The following is a 20,344-nucleotide window of genomic DNA, read 5'->3' as shown; positions in this document are numbered from 1 at the left end:
ATCTCCCTGCGTGTCTCGTACGTCCGAGTCAAACCTACCTCCCGGTAATCCCCCATTGTCGACTGGATCACAACGGAGGGACACCCACGCCGGTCACGACCCCGCCCCAGGCGCCGCTCCCCGGGACGGCAGCGGCCGGGAGCTGGTACGTTGCTGCAGGTGGGTCGGGGGCCCACAGGGTTCGGCATCGAGGAGAACGAGTGAACGGCAGGACCATCGCACGCGCCGCGGCGGCCGCGGCATCTCTCGCCATCGGCGCGGTTCTCACCTTCTCCGCGCCCGCCACCGCCGGGCCCCAGGCGCCGGTGGACTCCGGCCTGGACCATCTCTCCGACATCGCCGGATCCGATCCGTCCGCACAGGAGGGCGTCGGCGCGCTCAGGCGCTACGCCGACTTGATCGGCGCCGCCCGCCTGCGCGAGGTGTCCAGCGTGTTCACCCCGTTCTCCTATGCCGCGCCCACGTTCGGCTGCGGCAGCAATGGGCCGATCACCACGATCATCGCGGCCGCCACGACCGACGGGACGGGCGCAGGCCGGGATCTGAACGTCGGCCCCGGCGAGCTGCGGTTCAGCGCGACCCCGTCGCACTCCGGCGCTCCCCTGGCATCCGGGCTCGTCGTCGCCTGGGTGAACGTGAACACCGGCGCCAGCGGCATCGATCCCCTCGACGACGTGACCGAGTACCGCCTCCCGACGCTGTCGAAGACGGTCAGGAGCGGACCGGGCACGGTGCTCGCCTCGATGTGGGGCATCATCGACTACCCCTTCGCCCACTGTGTGATGACACCCACAGTCGGGTTGTTCACCGTCCCCGATGCCCCGGCTCCGCCCCCGGCGCCCGCGCCTGCCCCAGCGTCTCCGGCGCAGCCCGCGCCGAGCGGCTCCGGCGGCGAATCCATCCCGTAGGGAGCCGGTTCACCGCTGGACCGGCGTTTTCCCCGGCCCTGCGCGGAAGCGGCGCACCCGCCCTGCCACCTGGATGCGGTCGCATCGGGCCGCACTGATCGACCCGCACGGCCGCGCAGCCACCTGGCGACATCTCCCCGTTCGACGGCGCATCCTCCTCGGCGCCTCCTACCGCAGGGCGGCGAAGAAGGCGCGGATGTCGGCGACATGCGCCTGCGGGCGTTCCATCGCGATGAAGTGGTTGCCGGTGTTGCCCTCCGGCCAGTGCACGATGGTGTTGTCGCGTTCGGCGAGCTTGCGCATCAACGCGGATCCGCCGCCGTAGGTGCCGGTCGGCACCAGTTTCTGTCCTTTCGGCCAGGCGAATCCGTTATCGCCGAGGCCGTTGTACATCGGCCAGGACGAGGAGGCCGAGGTGCCGGTGAACCAGTACAGGCTGACGTTGGTCAGCAGTTGATCGCGGCTGATCACATCTTCGACGCGGTCGGCGAGCGGGGCGAATTCGGTGAACTTCTGCATCAGCCAGGCGAGCAGGCCCACCGGTGAATCGGTCCAGGCATGGGCGAAGGTCTGCGGTGCGGCGTGCAGCAGGACGTGGTGGTTCACACCTCCGGTCATCCATTGCTGCATGCCGTCCCACTCGGCGCGTTCCTCGGGTGTCATGGTGGGCACGTCCGCCTCGGTCGGCATGCCGATCCCGCCGTCGAGGTGCACGCCGATCACTCGGTCCGGCGCAGCGATGGCCAGTTCGGGCGCGACATACGCGCCGAGATCGCCGCCCTGCGCCCCGAAACGCCGGTAGCCGAGGCGATCCATCAGGCTCAGCCACATCCGGGCCACTTTCGCTGGTGTCATGCCGGGCTCGCGCGGTCCCTCGGAGAAGGCGAAACCCGGGACCGAGGGGACCACGACGTGGAAGGCTTGCGCCGGGTCGAGACCGTGCGCACGCGGATCGGCCAGCAATCCGATGGTCTGGGCGAACTCGGCGAACGAGTTCGGCCAGCCGTGGGTGAGGATCAGCGGCGTCGCGTCCGGCTCCGGCGAGCGCACGTGCACAAAATGCACATCGAGCCCGTCGACGCGCGTCTTGAACTGCGGGAACTCGTTCAGCGCCGCTTCCTGTGCGCGCCAGTCGAACCCGGTGCGCCAGTACTCGGCCAGCTCGCGCAGGTAGTCGACCGGCACGCCCCGATCCCAGCCCACACCGGGCAGCTGGGCGGCCCAGCGGGTGCGGGCGAGCCGGTCGCGCAGGTCGGTCACCTCGGTTTGCGGAATCTCGATGCGGAAGGGTCGGATGTCGGTCATGTGGTCGGCTCCTCGCCGGTCGGTCCTGCGGTACGCCGACGACGCTAAGCGGCATCTAGGACCGAACAGGTCCTAGATTTCCGGCATCCTCGAGACATGAACGACACTCCCGCCCGGCTCCTTCGTCTGCTGTCGCTGCTGCAGACGCCGCGCGAATGGCCGGGCAGCGAATTGGCCGAACGCCTCGGCGTCACCGACCGCACGGTGCGCCGCGATATCGATCGGCTGCGCGAGCTCGGCTATCCGGTGGCCGCGACGCTCGGCGCGGCGGGCGGTTACCGACTGGCGGCGGGCGCGGCGATGCCGCCGTTGCTGGTGGAGGACGACGAGGCCGTCGCCATCGCGGTCGGGTTGCGCGCCGCCGCCGGGTCCGCGGTGGCCGGGATCGAGGAGGCGTCGGTCCGGGCGCTGGCCAAAGTGGAGCAGGTGCTGCCCGCGAAATTGCGGCGCAGAGTTCGGGTCTTCGCCGCCGCGCTGACTCCGCCCACCGGCGCCGGGCCCGCTGCCGACCCCGAGGTGCTCGCCACGCTCGCGGCCACCGTGGCCAACCGGGAACGGGTGCGATTCGCCTACCGCGACGGGGCAGGCGCCGAGACGAGGCGCAATGCCGAGCCGGTGGGACTCGTGCCCGCCCGGCGGCGCTGGTACCTGGTCGGCTACGACCTCGACCGGGCAGGCTGGCGGGTCTACCGCGTCGACCGGATCGACCGTCCGCAGCCCACCGCCGCTCGCTTCACACCGCGCCCGCTACCCGCCGCCGATCCCGCCGCGTATGTCACGGGCCGCCGCACCGACTGGGGGACACCGGCGTTCCGGCTCCGCCTGACCATCCACGCTTCTGCCGACCGAGTCGCGGGACGGCTGGGTGACGGCCCGGGCGAGATCGTCCCGATCGACGCGCACACCTGCCGGATCGATACCGTTCGCGACGACGCACCGGAGTGGCTGGCCCACCGGCTGCTCGGGCTGGGAGCCGACTTCGAGGTTCATGAGCCACCGGAACTCATCGTGCACCTGCGCGCCATCGCCGACCGCGCCGAGCGCGCGATCGTCCCGCAGCGCACATGACTCGAGCGATCCGAGTCGTCACTGTCGCCCGCGGGGAGAGCTACAGCTGTGCGAGGCCGGAGCCGACCGGGGAGTCCTGGCATCCGCACACACCGCCAGACGAACTGCCGCCGCGGACCCGGCCTTCTGCCGCAGCGAAGGCGAGGGTGTGCGCGCGGCCGCCACCGCTCATCGGCACAGCGGTGCGAGCGACGGAGCCGTCGGCCCGGTCGGCGACGGTGATGCTTAGTGCGAAGTCGTAGCCGACGCCACGCGATCCCCGACTTCGAGTCGGCGCCGGGCCGCACGTGCGCACCCGTCCCTCCGACTCAGCGGGCCAGGCGGATCCGGAGGAGAGCGCCGGACTCCGTGCTCGCGATCAATTCGTCCGGGCGGCCGGGTGCGGCGGCCACCGCGGTGAGCGGCTGGCCCGCGAGAACGGCGCAGCCTGCGCCGGTGGTGGGATCGACCCGGACCAGCTGGCCGGTGAGGGTGGTGACGTACAGGATGCCGCTCGGGTCGACGAGCAGATCGTCGGCGAAATCCGGCAGGCCGGGCAGTCGCCCGGCCACATCAGCGACGGTGGCGCGGGCCGCGGGGTCGTCGAGTGGGATACGGACGATCCGGCCGAGCGGGCCTCCGTTAGCGGTGATGTACAGCGCGCCGTCGTGCACGACCGCGCCGTTGGCGGCCAGTCCGGCCAGCGGTGCGCCCCAGGCGGCGTCGACGGAGGCGTCGGGGCGGACCTTGACCACGCCGGACAAGGTCGCGACGTACAGGTTTCCGTCCCGGTCGAACGCCGCGCCGTTGGGCATCGTGAACCCGGAGACGTAGACCTCCGGTGTCGGCACGGCCGCCGCCGGATCGAACCGGATCACGCCACCGGGCCGGACGACGCTGACCGGCGCGTCGCCGTAGACGACGTACAGCAACCCGTCGGGACCGAGCCGGACCGCGCCAGGGAACTCCACCGGGACAGTCGCGGTCAGCGTGCCCGCGGCGTCGTAGCGCTGGACCTCGTTGCGGTAGAGCCGCGAGACCCACAGATTGCCCTGAGCGTCGTAGCCCAGATTCTCCGCCCAGTCGAGCACCGGTACCGGCGCCGCGACGGCCGTGACCGCCGCCGCGGGGTCACAGGCGGCGACCGGCGGCGCGGCCTTGGCGACCGGCGCGAGTACTGCGGTGCAGGTGAGCGCCGCTGCGGACACCAGGAAGGCGCCTGGACGGCGGAGGATTCTCAACGCGGGCACCTCGGGCTCGGGTAGGGGTGAGTCGCCGCGGATCTTAGCCGTTTTCGGCGCGCAATCGTGCGGTCCCATCCATGACGGGATCTTTGGCACTATCGGTGAATGCCTTTTTTCGACGGCGCGCGCGGCCGGATGCATTATCGGCGGTGGCCGATCGAGAATCCGCGCTACACCCTCGTTCTGCTGCCCGGAATCGGGCAGCACAGCGGGCACTACCACCGATTCGCGCGCGCCTTGGGACCCGCCGGGGCGCAGGTGTGGGCGTTGGACACCTTCGGGCACGGCTTGAGCGAGGGCGATCCGGAACGGCCCGGCACGCTGGCCGAGCTGGTGGCAGACGCCGTGCGGCTCGTCGAACTGGCGCACGGCGACCGGCCGCTGATCCTGCTCGGTCACTCGCTGGGCGCGGTGACCGCGCTGGGCATGCTCGGCGCGGCGGTGCCGGAAACGACCGGCCGGACACCGCATCCGGCGACCGCGGAACGAGACATCCCGCTGCGACCGGCCCTGCCCGACCACGCGCTCGCGGGCCTGGTGCTGTCGGGCGTCCCGAAACGCGCGCTCGGCGGCGGCGCGCCCGGCGCGCCGGGAACGCCACTGCCACGCGAACTTCCGATCCTCGCGGTGCACGGCGTGGACGATCGGCGAGCGCCGATCGATGCCGTCAGGGTCTGGACTAGCCGCCACGAATCGGTAGATTTACGGGAGTACATCGACGCAGGGCACGACCTGTTGCACGAGCCGGTGCACGCGCGGGTCACTGCCGACATCGCGGATTGGACGCAGGGTGTCGTCGTGGGGTTGGCACGACATCCGTGAACCGCTCTTCGGACGAGGAAGGGGGACGGCGCAGATGCCATCGCAGGAGAACGAGTTCGGCGGAGAGCCACGCGCGGAAGTCACCGCACCCGGTATCGATATCGCCGCGCTGAACCGGGCGGTCGACGACGGCTCGCTGTGGATCGACAGCCTGCTGGTCGCCGACGGCGCGCACGAACGCTGCGCGCGCCAGTACGAATTGCTCGCCGATCGGGTCGACGAGCAGATCCGCGTACTGAGCGCCGCCACCGCCCTGCCCGGCTTCGGCGGATTCGCCTCCGGCGACGCGCTGCGCGCCGGTTTCGAGCGCAAGGCCGACGGCGCGATCACGCGATTGCGCGACTATTCCGCCGCCGCACGGGAACTCGCCCAGACCTTCCGCGCCGCGGCCGCCACCTACCAGCAGGCCGACCAGGCCCTCGCGCTGGCAGTGGAGCGGATCGACGTGACGGGAGCCGCGCATGCGTGAGATGCCGCGCGCCGGCGAGCGGGCCACCCACCGGCGCACCGATCCCGCTTACGCGCCGAACGTCGAAGTGTTCGACAACCTCACCCACAGTGAGATCCACGCCAAGGTGCAGCTGCTGGATCCGGCCGTGCTCGCGGGCGGCCAGCAGGCGTGGAGCGCCGCTGCGGCGCACCTCGCCGACGCGGTCTTCCAGGCGCACACCGAGATTCGCGCGGCCATCGCCGACGGCTGGCGCGGCTCCGCGGCCAAGAGCGCGGACGCGGTGGTGCGCGTGTTCGAACAGGGCGGCCAGGACCTGGCCGACGTGTTCGCGGTGGTCTCGCAGCGCCTCGGGCGGGCGAGCGACGCGGCGGAAGCGTTGCGGGCCGCGGTGACCGAGCCTTCCGCCGAGGCACCGGATCTGGCGGGAGCACTGCTGGATCCGGCCCAGGCGACCAGCAATGTCGAGGGGCAGAAGGCGAGTGAGCACGCACGCCAGGACGTCGTGCGCGCGATGAACGACATCTACGCCGGTGTGTTCGTGCAGACCGGGACCGACGTGCCCGCGTTCCCCGACGAGACGGATCAGCCGACCGCCGCGGCGCCCGGCGCCGCACCGTCGAGCAAGATCATCGGAGGTGCCCAGCCCTCGCCTGCCGCGCAGCCCATATCGTTCGGGACAACCTCGCCGGAGCCGAGCCACCCGGTGCAGCAGCGGGGCGCTGTTCCGCAGGCCGATCCGGAACCCACCGTGGAGGCTCCGTCCACATCCGCCGCGGCCGCTGCCGCACCGACCAGTGCCGTGACCGCGGGCGAGGCACCAGCGCCGACCGCGTCTCGTGTCGCGCCCGCCGCCGCGGCGGCGCTTCCGGCGACGGCGGCCGCGTCCGTCCTCCGTACCGCGTCCACCCCGGGCGCGCCGGGGCCGACGACCGCACCCGCGGCGACGAGCGAGCCGATGACGGCGCCTGCCGTGCCGGGCGCGGGACCCCAGGTTCCGCCCGAGGAGCAGCGCAAGCGGGACGAGCGGCGCAAGAACGACGACAGCGGTGACGCGGCTGTCACCGGTCTCGGCGCGGGCGCGATGGGCGGCCTGATGGGCGGTGCGGTGGCCGCGATGGACACTCCGCGCGCGGGTTCGAGCGTGGCCGCGAACGCGGCGACCGCACGCCTGGCGCCGATCGACGACGAGGACGACGAGTTCGACCTCGACGACCTGCCCACCTTCCTCGAGCCCTCCGACGACGGCGGCGAACTCATCGGATCGCTCGATCCGACCACGCCGCCCGTGCTCGGGGAATGGTCCGAGTACGAGTGAACTGGACGCTGACCCCGGACCAGTTCGCGCTGGCCTGGTCACGCACCGACGGTGATCGCATCCCCTACCCACTCGCCGTGCGCTTGTCGGCCCGCGACATCGGCGAACGCGCCGCGCAGCTTCCGGCGCTCGAACGCTGGTGCGATCAGGTCCTGGACGCGGATCTGGAGGCGGCGCTGCGCGTTCTCGCCCAGCCGGACCTGCGCGTCGAGGTGTTCGGTCAGCGGGACGTTGCGCGCGAGGACGGCGGAGCGCGACCGATGACCGAGACCGGGCCGGAACCCGCGGCGCGGCCGGTGCGCATCCTCGGAGCCGCCGCCGGGAACATCGCGGTGGTCGCGGCGCAACGCCCCGGCGCGACGCCCGACCGCGGCGGCGAGGTGCGATTGTTCGCGGGCAGCTCCAAAAGCTTGTGCGCGCGTATCGTTTCCATGCTTCCGGAGAACACTCCCGGCGCCGTCCCGCGGCTGACCGCTCCCCTGACCCAAGTCGGCGAGGACAGCCGCAACCTGGTCACCGTTCCCGTCGCCGGGCCGTCCACGCCATCCCGGATCCGCAAGCTGCTCCGGCAACCGCGCGAAGGCATCGGGCAGATGGTCGTCTCCGCCCGTCGCGGCGCGGGTGAACTACGCCCGTTCGGCGTGCTGTGCTGGATCGACGTGGCCGCCGACGGCCGGTACGCGGTGCGTACGGGTGCGGATGTCGACATCGTCGCGGTGACCGCGGAACGTTTCGCCGCCCACCTCCGCCCGCTCGTCACCGCGGCCGCGCGCACGTCCACCGCCTACGCCGGGCGCTGAACACTCGGCCGCCCGTTGCGGGTCCAGACCGGCGCCGAGCCGCTCGGCGGTTCCCGACGCCGCTCCGGCGACGACCCGACACCACCGTTTACGGTGTACGAGTGCCACTTTACGAATTCGAAGGCAAACGGCCGCAGGTCGATCCGACAGCGTTCGTCGCGCCGACCGCGACCCTGATCGGTGACGTCCGGGTCGAGGCGGGCGCCTCGATCTGGTACGGCGCGGTGCTACGCACGGACCTCGCGCCGATCGTCATCCGCGAACGCGCCAACATCCAGGACAACGCGGTGCTGCACGTGCCACCGGACGTGCCGATGGAGATCGGACCCGGCGCGACGATCGCGCACAGCGTGGTCTTCCACGGCGCGGCGGTCGGCGCCGAGGCCATCGTCGGCAACGGGACCACGGTGCTGGACCTGGCCGAGATCGGTGCGGGCAGCATGATCGCCGCCCACTCGCTGGTGCCGCCCGGGGCCGAGATTCCCGACGGCGTGCTCGCCGCCGGCTCTCCCGCCGAGGTGAAAAGGCCGATCGAGGGCACCCAGGCGCAGATGTGGGTGCAGCTCAACCCGGGCTTCTACGCCGAGCTGGCCCAGCGCCACCGCAAGGGCATCACCGAGATCTGAGCGCGGTCAGCACAGCAGCGCGGTCACCTCGGCGTCCTCCAACTGGTGGAAGTCCCGGTACGCGCCGCCTACGCCGCCGAGCGAGCGCGGCACCCACGGGCAGACCGCCTCGTCGGCCTCGTCGGCGACCCGGCGCATCGCCTCCGTGGAGGAGACCGGGACGGCGACGACGACGCGCGCGGGCCGGTGCAGACGCGCGACCCGGCAGGCCACCACGACCGTGGCGCCGGTCGCCATGCCGTCGTCCACGATCACCACGGTGCGCCCTTCCAGCGGAATCGGCCGCGCCGAACCGCGCAACACCTGCCTGCGCCGCTCCAGCTCGGCGCGCTCGCGTGCCTCGATCGAGTCGACCTTCTTCGGCGTCAATCCGGTGTGCGCCAGTACATCCGGATTCAGCACCCGAACCCCGTCCTCGCCGACGGCGCCCAGCGCCAGTTCCGGCTGCCAGGGCACGCCCAGTTTGCGGACCAGGAGGATGTCGAGGTCACCGCCGATCACCTCGCGCACCGCGGCGGCGACCGGCACTCCACCGCGCGGCAGTCCGAGCACCAGCGGGTTCGCCGCGCGTAGGTGTTCCAGATGCGCACCCAGCGCGTGACCGGCCGTGGTCCGATCGGTGTAGACCATCGATTCCGAACGCTACTCCGGTCCGCGCTCGGTGATCGAGAATCGACGTAACGCGAGACTCGGGTTGGCGGTGCGCACCTTGCTCAGGTAGGCCAGGTCGATTCCGGCGGTCAGCACACCCGGCTCGTCGCCGAGGTCGGCGAGCACCGCGCCTGCCGGATCCACGATCATCGACGCGCCCGCGCCCCGGGGAGCGGCCTGATCGGCGGCGGCGACGTAGACGGTGTTCTCGATGGCGCGCGCCCGCACCAGCGTGGTCCACTGGTCGACTTTGGCCGGGCCGGGGATCCACTGGGCGGGCAGCAGCAGCACGTGCGCGCCTGCCGCGGCGACCCGGCGCACACCTTCCGGGAAGCGCAGATCGAAACAGGTCTGCATGCCGAATGTCACATCGCCGACCGCGAAGGTCGCGGGGGCTTCGATCACACCCGGCTCGACCACGTCGGATTCGAGGTGGCCGAAGGCGTCGTAGAGGTGGACCTTCCGATAGCGCGTGACGAGGGCCCCGTCGGGACCGAGCACGACCAGGGTGTTGCGGATGCGGTCGCCGCCGGGAGCGACCTGCTCCACCGTTCCGGCGACCAGGAACACGCCGAACTCGCGCGCGATCGCCCCGAGGCCGGTGACGAATGGGCCGGTCAGCGGCTCGGCGACGGCGACGACCCGCTCGTCGAGCCGGGTCACGGCGAACATCGAGTATTCCGGTGCGACGACCACCCGCGCGCCGCGCTCGCGGGCCGTGCGGACGTGCTCGCGCACCGTCGCGAGGTTCGCCGCGGGGTCGGTCGAGGGGGCGAACTGGACGACCGCCACGTCCAGCCGATCCGGCGTCGCATCCCGATGCGCGGGCGAGTTGTCCAGTTGCATAGGTCTCACCGTATTGGGGCGGTGGCCGGGACGACCAGTACGAGGCAGTAAACTCCTGGTCAATGAGCACCAATCAGGTCGACAGCGTTTCTGGCGACGACGACAGGGACACCGACGGCCCGTCTTTCGCCGATCTGGGCATCGATGACCGCATTCTGGCGGCCATCGCCGATGTCGGTTACGAATCGCCGTCGCCTATCCAGGCCGCGACGATTCCCCCGTTGCTCTCCGGCGCCGACGTCGTCGGCCTCGCGCAGACCGGCACCGGCAAGACCGCCGCGTTCGCCATTCCGATCCTGATGGGGCTCGAAGCCACCGGCCGCACTCCGCGCGCCCTCGTGCTCGCCCCGACCCGAGAGCTCGCGATCCAGGTCGCCGAGGCGTTCGGCCGCTACGCCGCGCACATCCCGGGCCTGCATGTGCTGCCGATCTACGGCGGGCAGAGCTATGGCGTGCAGCTGTCGGGCCTGCGCCGCGGCGCGCACGTCGTGGTCGGCACTCCGGGCCGGGTGATCGATCACCTGGAGAAGGGCACGCTCGACCTGTCGCAGCTGCAGTACCTGGTGCTCGACGAGGCCGACGAGATGCTCAAGATGGGCTTCCAGGAGGACGTCGAGCGCATCCTCGCCGATACTCCGTCGGACAAGCAGGTGGCGCTGTTCTCCGCCACCATGCCCGCCGCGATCCGCAAGATCTCCAAGCAGTACCTGCACGATCCGGTGGAGATCACGGTCAAGGCCAAGACCTCGACGGCCACCAACATCTCCCAGCGCTGGGTGCTGGTCTCGCATCAGCGCAAGCTGGACGCGCTCACCCGGGTGCTGGAGGTGGAGTCGTTCGAGGCGATGATCATCTTCGTCCGCACCAAGCAGGCCACCGAGGAGCTCGCCGAGAAGCTGCGCGCCAGGGGTTTCTCCGCCGCCGCGATCAACGGCGACATCGCGCAGAATCAGCGCGAACGCACCATCGGACAGCTCAAGTCCGGTGCCTTGGACATCCTGGTCGCCACCGACGTGGCCGCCCGAGGGCTGGACGTGGACCGCATCTCGCACGTGGTCAACTACGACATCCCGCACGACACCGAGTCCTACGTGCACCGCATCGGCCGCACCGGCCGGGCCGGACGCAGCGGCGAGGCGCTGCTGTTCGTCGCGCCGCGCGAGCGGCATCTGCTCAAGTCGATCGAGCGGGCCACCCGCCACCCGCTGACCGAGATGCAGTTGCCCAGCGTGGAGGACGTCAACGCCCAGCGCGTGACGAAGTTCGGCGACGCCATCACCGAGAACCTCACCTCGGCGAACCTGCCGCTGTTCCGCAAGCTGATCGAGGACTACGAGCGCGAGCACAACATCCCGCTGGCCGACATCGCCGCTGCGCTGGCGGTGGGCTCCTACGACGGCGACAACTTCTTCATGGAGCCCGAACCGGAGCCGGTGGAGCGCCCGCAGCGCGACCGTACCCCGCGCGAGCGGCCTGCCCGGCGCTTCGACGAGCCGGTCGGCGGTTCCCACCACCGCGCCACCGGAACCGAGCTGGCGACCTACCGGATCAGCGTGGGCAAGCGGCACCGCGTGGTGCCCGGCGCGATCGTCGGCGCGATCGCCAACGAAGGCGGCTTGCGCCGCAGCGACTTCGGGCACATCAGCATCCGTCCCGACCACAGCCTGGTGGAACTGCCGGCCCAGCTGCCGGAGGAGACGCTGGAGGCGTTGCGGCGCACCCGGATCAGTGGTGTGCTCATCCAGTTGCAACTGGATCAGGGCCCGCCGCAGACTCGCACGTTCAGCCGCGGCCATCGCCGGGAGCGCGAAGGCGGCAAGCGGCCGGAGCGCCGTAAGCCACGGTCCTGAGCCGGGGAGGGTATGCCGAGGTCAGGCGCGCTAGCTACAGTGTTGCGGTCCGTGTGTAATTCGGCGCACGCCGGCAGCGGGTGTCCCGCGAAGACACAGGAGGGCCGCGTTTGTTCGTGTTCGGTGATCGTGTCGTCTGCACCACCGTCGATCTCGTCCGCGCGGCGCACTGCGAGTTCGCGCTGTTGCGCGCCCTCGACGCCGAACTCGGCACCATCCCGGCCGAACCCCGCAGCGCCGCACCGGGAGACGAGCCCGCGCCGGGAACCGATGACGTCCGCCAACGCCTGCTCGACGACTACCGCACGCGGTTCGGCGGCGCTGTGGTCGAGATCGACCGGCCCCCGGACGATCCGAGCGATCCCGGCCGGTATGTCGCGGCCCTGACCGCCGCGCACGCCGACACGGTCACCGCTTTGCGCTCCGGCGCCCACGTGGTGCACGGCGCGGCCTTCTTCGACGGCCGATTCCACTGTGCCGCCGAGTTCCTGGTGCGGGCGGAACATCGGGTCCGCTACACCGTGCACGGCATCGCGCCCACGACGGCGGACCGGGTCGCCGCCGCGCTCGAGCTCGCCGCCTGCGCCGAAGCCCTCGACCGCTCGGGCGCGCTCACCGCGCCGCTGGTCCGGCTGCATCGGGGCGCGGAGAGCAGCGCCCGGGCGCTGAGCGAACTTCTTCCGTTGTATCGGGCGCGCAGGCGGCGGGTGGAACGGATCGTGGACGAGAAGCTCGGCGAACTACTGCCCGTGCAGTGGGGCGATCCCCGCTATCCGGCCTGCGGCCGCTGCCGTACCTGCACCGACGCCCTGTCCGCCGCGCGTGACCTGCTGCTCGTGGCAGGCATGCCGTCCGCCGCCCGCGCCCGCCTGCGCGAAGCGGGGGTGACCACCATCGACCGGCTGGCCACCACCGATGCCGCGGTGCCCGGCGTGCCGCCGCGGACGGTCTCCGCGTTGCGCCGCCAGGCGGAAATCCAGCTGCGACGGGAGCTTTCGGGAACGCCCACGCACACGCTGCTCGACGCGGCCGCGCTCGGGGCGCTGCCCGCGCCGTCCCCCGATGACCTCTCGCTCACCATCGCCGGCGGCGGCCGGGCTCCGCTCGTCGTGGAGGTCGGCGGCCCCGACACGGTGCATCTCTCGCTGCGCGGGCCGAGCGATTCGACCGACCCCCGGCAGGCCGCGGCCGCGGAGCGCCGGGTGCTCGAGCAGGTGCTGGACTATCTGACCCAGCGTCGCCGGATCTCGCCGGACCTGCACGTGTACCACTACTCCGCCGCGGTGCGCACGGCGCTGCTGCGGTGCACCGGACGCCACGGCGTCAACGAGGAACTGGTGGACGAACTGCTGGGCGGGGGTGTTCTGGTCGATCTGTATCCGATCGTGCGCGGCGCGCTGCTCGTCGGCGAGTCGTCCTACCGGCTCAGCGGGTTGCGCCGACTGCTTCCCGGCCCGGCCGATACGTCCGACGAACGCGATTGCCGCACCGTGCTGCGGCTGCGCGATTGGCTGCTCGATCGTGCGGCCGAGCAGCGTGTCGCCCCGCGGACCCTGCCCGCCGAGTCCGGGCACACCGCGGCGATCCCCGGCGCGGCCGCACCGCCGCCGTCGTCCCGGCCGTCGTCACTGGAGGCCGCGCTCGCGGAATACGCCGCCGCGCAAGGGGATCGGCTGCATCCCGCCGCGCTGACGGCCGCCGCGCTCGGCTACCACCGCCGCGAACGGCAGCCGTTGTGGTGGGCGCACGCCGACCGGCTCAGCCATCCGGTGGACGAATGGGCCGACGCGCCGGGAGTCCTGGTCGCCGACTGGGGCACCGTCGACACCAAGTGGCATCGCCGCCCCGATCGTCCGGCGATGCGGCGCTACCTGACCCTGAACGGCCGGATCGGCACCGGTTCGAGCGGCGCGCCGGGCGCGAGCGCGCTCACTCCCGGTACCACCGTCTACACCTTCTACGACCAGCCGATGCCGGCAGGCATGGTCACCGCTCCGGGCCTGCGGGCCACCGCGACGGCCACGGTTCTCGGCTGCTCGGTGGACGCCGAGTTCGACGACACCGTCCGGCTGGAGGAATCGCTGCCCGAGGGGTGCGAACCGTACGACGAATTGCCCTCGGCGATCGCGCCCGGACTGCCGGAATGGGATGAGAACGCCGCATCGGCCATCGAGCTCGCGGCGCAGCAATTGCTGATGACCTTGCCGGACACGCCGCGCGCGGCCGTCTTCGACATCCTGGCGCGCCGCCCGCCCCGGCTGCACGGCGACGCCCGGTTGCCCGAGGTGCACGGCGACTACGCCGCGGCGATCACGGCCGCGCTGTGCGCCCTCGACCACTCCTACGTCGCCGTGCAGGGCCCACCGGGCACCGGGAAGACCGCGACCGCCGCCCGCGTGCTGGAGCGGCTCATCACGCGGAACAAGTGGCGGATCGGCGTCGTCGCTTACGAATCCGCCACCGTGGAGAACCTGCTCGACGCGGTCGTGCGGGCGGGCGTCCTGCCGGAACTGGTCGCCAAGAAGGACGCGGCGACGGTCGCCCCGGAGTGGGTGGTGATCGATGCCGCCCGCTACCCGCGATTCCTGGACAACGCGATCAGCGGGTGCGTCCTCGGCGGTGGCCCGGCCGATTTCGCGGACGAGAGTACGGTGCCGCGTGTGGGCCTGGACCTGCTCGTGATCGCCGACGCCGGCCGCTTCCCGCTGGCCGAGACCGTGTCCGTCGCGGCGAGCGCGCGCAATCTGCTGCTGCTCGGCGATCCGGTGGCCACGAGCGCCCGCGGCGTCCACCCGGCTCCGGTCGGTGAATCGGTGCTCGGCTGGCTGGCCGAGGGACGTCAGACGCTGCCCACCGAGCGCGGCTACTTCCTGGACCGCACCTGGCGGATGCACCCGGCGGTCTGCGCACCGGTCTCCCGCCTGTACTACGACGGCCGCCTGCGGGCCAACGAGACGGTCACGCTGGCCCGGCGGCTGGACGGCGAGCAGCCCGGAGTCGACACCGTCCTGGTGGACCATTACGGCAACGCCACCACCTCGCCCGCGGAGGCGCGCGAGGTGGTGCGCCGGGTCCGCGCCCTGCTCGGTATGTCCTGGACGATCGGCGCGACCACCCGCAGACTGCACCCGCACGACATCTTCGTGGTCGCGCCGTACGCGGCCCAGGTAGGGCGCATCCGGACGCTGCTGGCCCGCGCCAAGATCGAAGACGTCCTGGTGGGCACCCCGGATCGCTTCCGCGGCCGGGAGGCGGCCGTGGTGTTGCTGTCCATGACGACCTCGAGCCCCGCCGACGCTCCTTACGGCATGCCGTCACTGCTGTCGCGCGGGGTGGTGCACGCGCTGTGCCGCGCCATGTGGAAGGCGATCGTCATCCGCTCACCACTGCTCACCGAATATCTGCCCGCGACCACGGACGAACTCGCCGATCTCGGCGCCTTCCTGCGGCTGACCGACGCCTCTCAGCCGAAGCAGACGCCCTCGCCGCGATAGGTCGGCACGCCGACGCGGGAACCGTCCTCGTCGACCAAATGCACGGTGTCGAACCGCTCGCACAATTCGCCGGCCTTCGCGTGCCGGAACCACACCCGGTCGCCGACCCGGAGTTCCGCGCCGCCCGACAAGGGGGTCTGTACTTCGCCCGCGCCCTCGGTGCCGAGCAGCTTCAGCCCGCGCGGCCACACCGGCTTGGGTACGCGCGACGATCCGGTGGGGCCGGACGCGATGTAGCCGCCCGCGAAGACGGTGGCGATATCGGACGCGGGCCTGCGCAGCACAGGCATCGCGAAATACAGCGCGGGCCGCGGGGTGAACGACCGGTAGCCGTCGAACAGTGTGGGCACGTACAGACCGGACCCGGCGGTCACCTCGGTGACGTCCGGATCGGCGACGCTGACTTCGATGGATCCGCTGCCGCCGCTGTTGACGATCGCCGGCTTGCCGGTCACGGATCGGACCGCGTCGAGCACCTCGGCCCGGCGCTTGCGGATCTCCGCTGCGGACGCCCGCTTCACCAAGCGGACCGCGAGGTTGGTGTCGGGCAGTCCCGCGATCTGCGCCTCGTAGGTCATCACGCCCACCACGTCGAAACCACGCCGCGACGCCTCGCCCGCCAGGGCGGCGGCCTCCTGCGGCGTGCGGATCGGCGAACGGCGCACACCGAGGTGCAGCGGGCCGATGCGCAGCGACGCGTCCACGTCCAGGCAGACCCGTGGTCGCACCCGGTCGGTGCCGACGGCGGCGCGGATCAGGTCGAGTTGCGCGGCATCGTCGATCATCAGCGTGATCGAGCGCAGGGCGATGTCGTCGCCGGCCAGTTCCGCCAGCGCCGCGCGGTCCACGCTGGGATAGCCGAGCAGCACGTCGCGCGCCCCGTGGCGCACGAGCCAGAGGGCTTCTCGCAGGGAGTAGGACATGATGCCGGCGAAACCGCCGGAGGCGGTGAGATCGGCGCCGAGGACTTCGGCGAGCACGGCGCGGCAGCGCACGGATTTGCTGGCCACACGCACCGGAGTGCCTGCGGCGCGACGCACCAGGTCGGCGGCGTTCGCGCGCAGCGTGGGCAGGTCGAGGGCGGCCAGCGGCGGATCCAGGTCGGCGGTGGCCGCGTGCAGCCCCGCGATCGGCGACGTCTCGGTCACCAGGACAACTCAACCACCAAGTTGGTCAAACGTCCAGTACTTGTCAGATCTCCGCGGCCTTCGTGGCCAGTCCGCTGACCATCTCGTCGAGCACCACCAGCATGGTCTCGTCGTTGCAATCGGCCAGCCAGCGCAGCACCGTGCCCTGCACGATCGAGACGACGTTGCAGGCGATCGCCTCCACCGGCTCCAGCCACTGCGTCCCCGATCGCTCGGCGCACAGCTTCAAGAACGCGGTGACCTCCGCGTCCTTCTCACGGTAGAACTCCGTCGCGATCGGATCGGGGAAGCAACCGCTTCTGACCTCCCAGCGGGCGCGCAGCGCCTCCAAGGTCATCTCGTACGATCTGATCTGCTTATCCGGGGTGGCCTTGACCAGCGGCCAGTAGGCACTGACCCCGGCGTGCAGCAACACCCGCAGCGCGCGCAGGCCCTTGTAGTCGAGCGTGGCGGCCGCCGCTTCGACCGCGTCCGTGACGGCGGGTCGTAGCCGGATCTCTGTTATTACTTCTCCACGTGCGCTCAACGACGACTCCCTCGGCGAAAGAACTCGCGCACCTCCGATGGCGCGACTCGCTGAACAGGGCGGGCAACATCGGGAAACACCTCGGCTGCCCGGTCCAACGTTCATCAATGGTAGTGCGTTTTCGGGGTTTGAGAACGGGTTCGATGGGTAATTCCAGACTGGAAGAATGTTTTGTTACCCAACCGGGACCGGTATGAAATCCTGCCGTGTCGCCCGGAAATCCCGCTATGACGGTGGATCTCGGCGTCCCGTCGCCGCTCGGCAGACCATGGACAACGGTACGGTCCAGTCGGCCGGCAACCCAAATCCTGTGGCAAATACCACAGGGAAACCGCCCAAATCGGTCAGCCTATCGTGTGAGGTCCGATCCAGTATCGACACCTCTTCGTTCCGCGCGGCGGATAGCCTGGATCGGTGACTCTCTCGCCCCCCGCCGACCAGTACTTCCTCTCCGGCACGTTCAACTTCCGCGACACCGGCGGGCTGCGCACCGACGACGGCGCCAAGGTGCGTCCCGGCGTCCTGCTGCGCTCGGCTCAGCTCAGCGGCCTGGATGACGCCGGCCATGCCGCGCTGCGCGAACTGGGCGTCAGCGCGGTCCACGACCTGCGCGGACAGCGCGAGATCGACCACATCGGAGCCGACCGGCTGCCCGCGGACGTCCGGCTGGCCATCACGCCGTTCGACTCCAGGATGGCCGAGGCCCCGCCGCACGAGGCGACCGCGCGGACCGCCTACGCGCACATGCTCGAGGTCTACCGGATGTTCCCGGCGCTGCCGGAGGCGCACGCCGCCATCGCTTCGCTCGCCGAGTCCGTGCTGCGGGGCGAAGGCGCCGTGCTGGTGCACTGCGCGGCGGGCAAGGACCGCACCGGCTGGGCCGTCGCGACGCTGCTGCGCGCGGTGGGCGTCATCGAGGCCGACGTCCAGGCCGACTACCTGCTCAGCAACGGCGCCGTCCCCGCGCTGCGCGCCCTTATGACGACGAAACTGCTGGCCGGCGAGGAACTTTCGATCGACCTGCTCGGCGTGCGTGACGAATACCTGGACATCGCCACCGCGTCGATGCGCGAGCTGCACGGCGGTCTGGACGGCTATCTCGCCGCCATCGGGCTGACGCCCGCTCTCCTCGCGCGACTGCGCGAACGAATGCTGGAGTGAGCCCGCGTCATTCGGCGGGCACCGCGCCCCTGCGCACCAAACCGTCGGCGTCGATCGTCACCTGATCGCCGGTGTGGAACCACGTTCCGGTGAATCGCTCCGCGGTCGTGGTGGGGTCGTTCCAGTAGCGCGGAGTGACATTCGGACCGCGACACAGCAACTCGCCGTGCCCCGCCCGCGCGCGCGGACCCCACAGCGCCAATTCCGTTCCGCCGAACGGAAAACCGAGCACCGCGGCAGCATCGGACGAGTCCGCCTGCTCGGCGTCGTCCACCGCCAGGCCGATCCCGCTGGTCTCGGTCGCGCCCCACACCGACCATTGCCGGGCCGCGGGGAACACGCCGCGCAGTTCGGCCGTGAGGTCGACCGGAGCGACCGGCGACGCGGCGCGCTCGGCCCGATGACCGGCCTTGCTGATCCGCGCGATGCCCTCGGTGCACAGCCCCTCGGCGCGCAATTCCGCGAGCGCGGGCAGCAGGCCCGCGAAGATCCGCGGAGTCGCGGAGACCATGTCGATCCGCTCGGCGGTGATGGCCTCGGCCATGCCGCGGATGTCCCGGGTGAGGACCACGGTGCCGCCGACGGCGAAGGTCGGCAACAGCTGGTCGACGCAGCCGCTGGCGTGCGCCAACGGCAGCAGCACCAGGTTGCGCAGGCCGTCAGTCGGCAGGTCGAGCGCCGCGACCACCGAGCGCACGGCGGAGAGCAGATTCTCGTTGGTCAGCTCCACCCCTTTGGGAGTGCACGTCCCGCTCGTGTAGGACAGCAGCGCCATGTCGCCCAGCGCCGCTCCGTCATCGATGTAGGCGGCGCCGTCGGGCAACTCGGTCTCCGCGCCCTGGTGGCCGAGCACGAAATCGGCACGGCTGTCGGCGATCACGCGCTCGGCCACCGCCTCGGGCAGCCCGTCGTGCACCAGCACCGGGACCGCGCCGCTGAGCAAGGCGCCGAGGAATGCCTGCACCCACCGGGCGCCGGAGGGCATGTGGACGGCGACCCGGTCGCCGTATCCGATCCCGTGCTCCTGCAAGCCGCCCGCGATCCGCGAGGCCGAGTGCCACAGCTCCCGGTAGGTCAGGCGCGGGCCGCCGATCTCGACCACGGCTTCGCGGGTACCGAACGCGTGCACTTGCAGATCCAGGAGTTCGGTCAGCGCGGGCGTGAGGTTTCCGTAGCGCAGCACTCCGTCGGCGCCCCGGGCTAGCGGGTTGTCCCAGACGTGCGGGCCGGTGAGGGGATATTCGACGAGCAACTGCGACATTCGTCCTCCGCGTGCCTCGAGGTATCAGGCACTGCGACTATATGACGCATGTCACAACTTCGCTGGAATAGGCGATGAACGTGTCCCAGCTGTCACCGGCCCGCGTAGCGAGCTTTCCCCGGACCCTGCTCGAGGAAACTGCGCACCCCGCCCTTCAGATCCTCGGTGTCGAACAGCACCCCGGACACCTCGGGCGTCACCGAATCGGCATGTGCCACACCGCCGGAACGCCAGGCCCCGATGATCTTCTTGGTCGCCGCGTTGGCCTGCGTTGGGCCCTCGGCCAGCCGGTGGGTCAGCGCGCGCGCCGCGGCGTCGAGGTCCTCGTGCACGGCGTTGACCACGCCCCACTCGGCCATGGTCGCCGCGTCGTAGAGGTCGCCGGTCATCACGAACTCGCGGGCCCGGCCCGAGCCTGCGCGTTCGGCCAGACGCTGCGGACCGCCCATCGACGGGGTCAGCCCGACCACGATCTCCACCAACCCGAACTTCGCCTTCGGCGCCGCGAGCAGGATGTCGCAGGCGAGGGCGATCTCGAAGGCGGCGGTCAGGGTCAACCCGTGCGCGGCGAACACCACCGGGCACGGCAGCGCCTCCAGCGGGTGGATGATCTGCGCGAACAACGTGCGCCACAATTCGGCGCCCTGCTCCGGGGTCAGGCCGTCGAAGACGTGCACGTCGACGCCGCCGGACACCACTTTGCCCTCGGCGCGCAGCAGCAGGGCGCGCGGCGGCCGCGCCGACAGCTCGGCGACGTCGGCGATCAGCGCGTCCAGCATCGACCGGTCGAAGAGGTTGAGCGGCGGGTGGTCCAGCGTGAGGGTCGCCACCTCCGCCCCGCCGTCGGTGAAGTCGCGTTCCAGGCGGGTGGCCTTCGTTTCACTCATCC

The 20,344-nt window shown here is 71.3% G+C and carries 18 protein-coding genes; 10 read left to right on the top strand and 8 right to left on the bottom strand.

The window, feature by feature from the left end; genetic code table 11:
• Nucleotides 1–200: 200 nt before the first annotated feature.
• Nucleotides 201–908, top strand: a complete 708-nt coding sequence (locus GVY64_RS26965) for a hypothetical protein (protein WP_159847188.1) — start codon at nucleotides 201–203, stop codon at nucleotides 906–908.
• A gap of 168 nt (nucleotides 909–1,076) precedes the next feature.
• Here the strand turns inward: GVY64_RS26965 and GVY64_RS26960 are convergent, their stop codons facing one another.
• Nucleotides 1,077–2,213: an epoxide hydrolase family protein gene (locus tag GVY64_RS26960; protein WP_159847185.1), complete on the bottom strand. Its 1,137-nt coding sequence runs from the start codon at nucleotides 2,211–2,213 to the stop codon at nucleotides 1,077–1,079.
• A gap of 96 nt (nucleotides 2,214–2,309) precedes the next feature.
• Between GVY64_RS26960 and GVY64_RS26955 the strand changes: the two genes are divergently transcribed.
• The gene (locus GVY64_RS26955; RefSeq protein WP_159847182.1) at nucleotides 2,310–3,281 is read left to right on the top strand and encodes a helix-turn-helix transcriptional regulator; all 972 of its coding nucleotides are present in this window, start codon (nucleotides 2,310–2,312) and stop codon (nucleotides 3,279–3,281) included.
• Nucleotides 3,282–3,589: 308 nt separating this feature from the next.
• On the opposite strand, the gene GVY64_RS26950 is transcribed toward GVY64_RS26955, so the two are convergent.
• Nucleotides 3,590–4,501, bottom strand: coding sequence for an SMP-30/gluconolactonase/LRE family protein (locus GVY64_RS26950; protein WP_159847179.1), 912 nt, complete (start codon nucleotides 4,499–4,501; stop codon nucleotides 3,590–3,592).
• A 108-nt stretch (nucleotides 4,502–4,609) separates the two neighbouring features.
• On the opposite strand from GVY64_RS26950, the gene GVY64_RS26945 reads away from it, so the two are divergent.
• The 5 genes from GVY64_RS26945 (at nucleotide 4,610) to GVY64_RS26925 (ending at nucleotide 8,518) form a co-directional block, all read left to right on the top strand.
• Nucleotides 4,610–5,326, top strand: coding sequence for an alpha/beta hydrolase (locus tag GVY64_RS26945; protein ID WP_159847176.1), 717 nt, complete (start codon nucleotides 4,610–4,612; stop codon nucleotides 5,324–5,326).
• A gap of 34 nt (nucleotides 5,327–5,360) precedes the next feature.
• The gene (locus GVY64_RS26940) at nucleotides 5,361–5,795 is read left to right on the top strand and encodes a hypothetical protein (protein ID WP_159847173.1); all 435 of its coding nucleotides are present in this window, start codon (nucleotides 5,361–5,363) and stop codon (nucleotides 5,793–5,795) included.
• On the top strand, nucleotides 5,788–7,092 hold the full coding sequence (locus GVY64_RS26935; RefSeq protein ID WP_159847170.1) for a PPE domain-containing protein: 1,305 nt from the start codon (nucleotides 5,788–5,790) through the stop codon (nucleotides 7,090–7,092). The genes GVY64_RS26940 and GVY64_RS26935 overlap by 8 nt, the downstream gene beginning before the upstream one ends.
• Complete coding sequence (locus tag GVY64_RS26930; RefSeq protein WP_159847167.1) at nucleotides 7,089–7,892, top strand: ESX secretion-associated protein EspG; 804 nt, start codon at nucleotides 7,089–7,091, stop codon at nucleotides 7,890–7,892. Before GVY64_RS26935 ends, GVY64_RS26930 begins: the two co-directional genes overlap by 4 nt.
• Nucleotides 7,893–7,993: 101 nt before the next feature.
• Nucleotides 7,994–8,518 (top strand): gamma carbonic anhydrase family protein, encoded by a 525-nt coding sequence (locus tag GVY64_RS26925; RefSeq protein ID WP_159847164.1) that lies wholly within the window; start codon nucleotides 7,994–7,996, stop codon nucleotides 8,516–8,518.
• Nucleotides 8,519–8,524: 6 nt separating this feature from the next.
• Here GVY64_RS26925 and GVY64_RS26920 read toward each other — a convergent pair whose 3' ends face one another.
• Entirely contained in the window at nucleotides 8,525–9,148 is a 624-nt protein-coding gene (locus GVY64_RS26920) for a phosphoribosyltransferase (protein ID WP_159847161.1), read from the bottom strand.
• A 12-nt stretch (nucleotides 9,149–9,160) separates the two neighbouring features.
• Nucleotides 9,161–10,015, bottom strand: coding sequence for a carbon-nitrogen hydrolase family protein (locus GVY64_RS26915; RefSeq protein WP_159847158.1), 855 nt, complete (start codon nucleotides 10,013–10,015; stop codon nucleotides 9,161–9,163).
• 62 nt (nucleotides 10,016–10,077) lie between these two features.
• On the opposite strand from GVY64_RS26915, the gene GVY64_RS26910 reads away from it, so the two are divergent.
• Together GVY64_RS26910 and GVY64_RS26905 are read left to right on the top strand one after the other, a co-directional pair.
• Nucleotides 10,078–11,865, top strand: coding sequence for a DEAD/DEAH box helicase (locus GVY64_RS26910; RefSeq protein ID WP_159847155.1), 1,788 nt, complete (start codon nucleotides 10,078–10,080; stop codon nucleotides 11,863–11,865).
• 116 nt (nucleotides 11,866–11,981) lie between these two features.
• A complete protein-coding gene (locus GVY64_RS26905) occupies nucleotides 11,982–15,359 on the top strand; it encodes an AAA domain-containing protein (protein WP_236567236.1) in 3,378 nt (1,125 codons plus the stop codon).
• On the opposite strand, the gene GVY64_RS26900 is transcribed toward GVY64_RS26905, so the two are convergent.
• Together GVY64_RS26900 and GVY64_RS26895 are read right to left on the bottom strand one after the other, a co-directional pair.
• On the bottom strand, nucleotides 15,329–16,507 hold the full coding sequence (locus tag GVY64_RS26900; protein ID WP_159847149.1) for an amino acid deaminase/aldolase: 1,179 nt from the start codon (nucleotides 16,505–16,507) through the stop codon (nucleotides 15,329–15,331). The two genes, GVY64_RS26905 and GVY64_RS26900, sit on opposite strands and share 31 nt — an antisense overlap.
• Before the next feature lie 43 nt (nucleotides 16,508–16,550).
• Entirely contained in the window at nucleotides 16,551–17,033 is a 483-nt protein-coding gene (locus GVY64_RS26895) for a TetR family transcriptional regulator (protein ID WP_159847146.1), read from the bottom strand.
• Nucleotides 17,034–17,447: 414 nt separating this feature from the next.
• On the opposite strand from GVY64_RS26895, the gene GVY64_RS26890 reads away from it, so the two are divergent.
• Nucleotides 17,448–18,194, top strand: coding sequence for a tyrosine-protein phosphatase (locus GVY64_RS26890; protein ID WP_159847143.1), 747 nt, complete (start codon nucleotides 17,448–17,450; stop codon nucleotides 18,192–18,194).
• A 7-nt stretch (nucleotides 18,195–18,201) separates the two neighbouring features.
• Here GVY64_RS26890 and GVY64_RS26885 read toward each other — a convergent pair whose 3' ends face one another.
• A complete protein-coding gene (locus tag GVY64_RS26885; RefSeq protein WP_159847140.1) occupies nucleotides 18,202–19,455 on the bottom strand; it encodes a class I adenylate-forming enzyme family protein in 1,254 nt (417 codons plus the stop codon).
• A gap of 92 nt (nucleotides 19,456–19,547) precedes the next feature.
• Nucleotides 19,548–20,342 carry an enoyl-CoA hydratase/isomerase family protein gene (locus tag GVY64_RS26880; RefSeq protein WP_159847138.1) on the bottom strand — a complete coding sequence of 265 codons (795 nt, stop codon included), beginning with the start codon at nucleotides 20,340–20,342 and terminating at the stop codon, nucleotides 19,548–19,550.
• Nucleotides 20,343–20,344 lie beyond the last annotated feature (2 nt).

It is taken from the genome of Nocardia sp. CY41, assembly GCF_009829325.1.
In the GTDB taxonomy this organism is placed as follows: domain Bacteria; phylum Actinomycetota; class Actinomycetes; order Mycobacteriales; family Mycobacteriaceae; genus Nocardia.
The sequence above is the reverse complement of the archived record's forward strand: the minus strand, read 5'-3'. Positions and strand labels throughout refer to the sequence as shown.

Bases quoted from the DNA above. Each gene is read 5' to 3' on its own strand.
- GVY64_RS26960 (WP_159847185.1), bottom strand. From the start codon at position 2,213: ATGACCGACATCCGACCCTTCCGCATCGAGATTCCGCAAACCGAGGTG.
- GVY64_RS26955 (WP_159847182.1), top strand. From the start codon at position 2,310: ATGAACGACACTCCCGCCCGGCTCCTTCGTCTGCTGTCGCTGCTGCAG.
- GVY64_RS26945 (WP_159847176.1), top strand. From the start codon at position 4,610: ATGCCTTTTTTCGACGGCGCGCGCGGCCGGATGCATTATCGGCGGTGG.
- GVY64_RS26940 (WP_159847173.1), top strand. From the start codon at position 5,361: ATGCCATCGCAGGAGAACGAGTTCGGCGGAGAGCCACGCGCGGAAGTC.
- GVY64_RS26935 (WP_159847170.1), top strand. From the start codon at position 5,788: ATGCGTGAGATGCCGCGCGCCGGCGAGCGGGCCACCCACCGGCGCACC.
- GVY64_RS26920 (WP_159847161.1), bottom strand. From the start codon at position 9,148: ATGGTCTACACCGATCGGACCACGGCCGGTCACGCGCTGGGTGCGCAT.
- GVY64_RS26915 (WP_159847158.1), bottom strand. From the start codon at position 10,015: ATGCAACTGGACAACTCGCCCGCGCATCGGGATGCGACGCCGGATCGG.
- GVY64_RS26910 (WP_159847155.1), top strand. From the start codon at position 10,078: ATGAGCACCAATCAGGTCGACAGCGTTTCTGGCGACGACGACAGGGAC.
- GVY64_RS26885 (WP_159847140.1), bottom strand. From the start codon at position 19,455: ATGTCGCAGTTGCTCGTCGAATATCCCCTCACCGGCCCGCACGTCTGG.
- GVY64_RS26880 (WP_159847138.1), bottom strand. From the start codon at position 20,342: ATGAGTGAAACGAAGGCCACCCGCCTGGAACGCGACTTCACCGACGGC.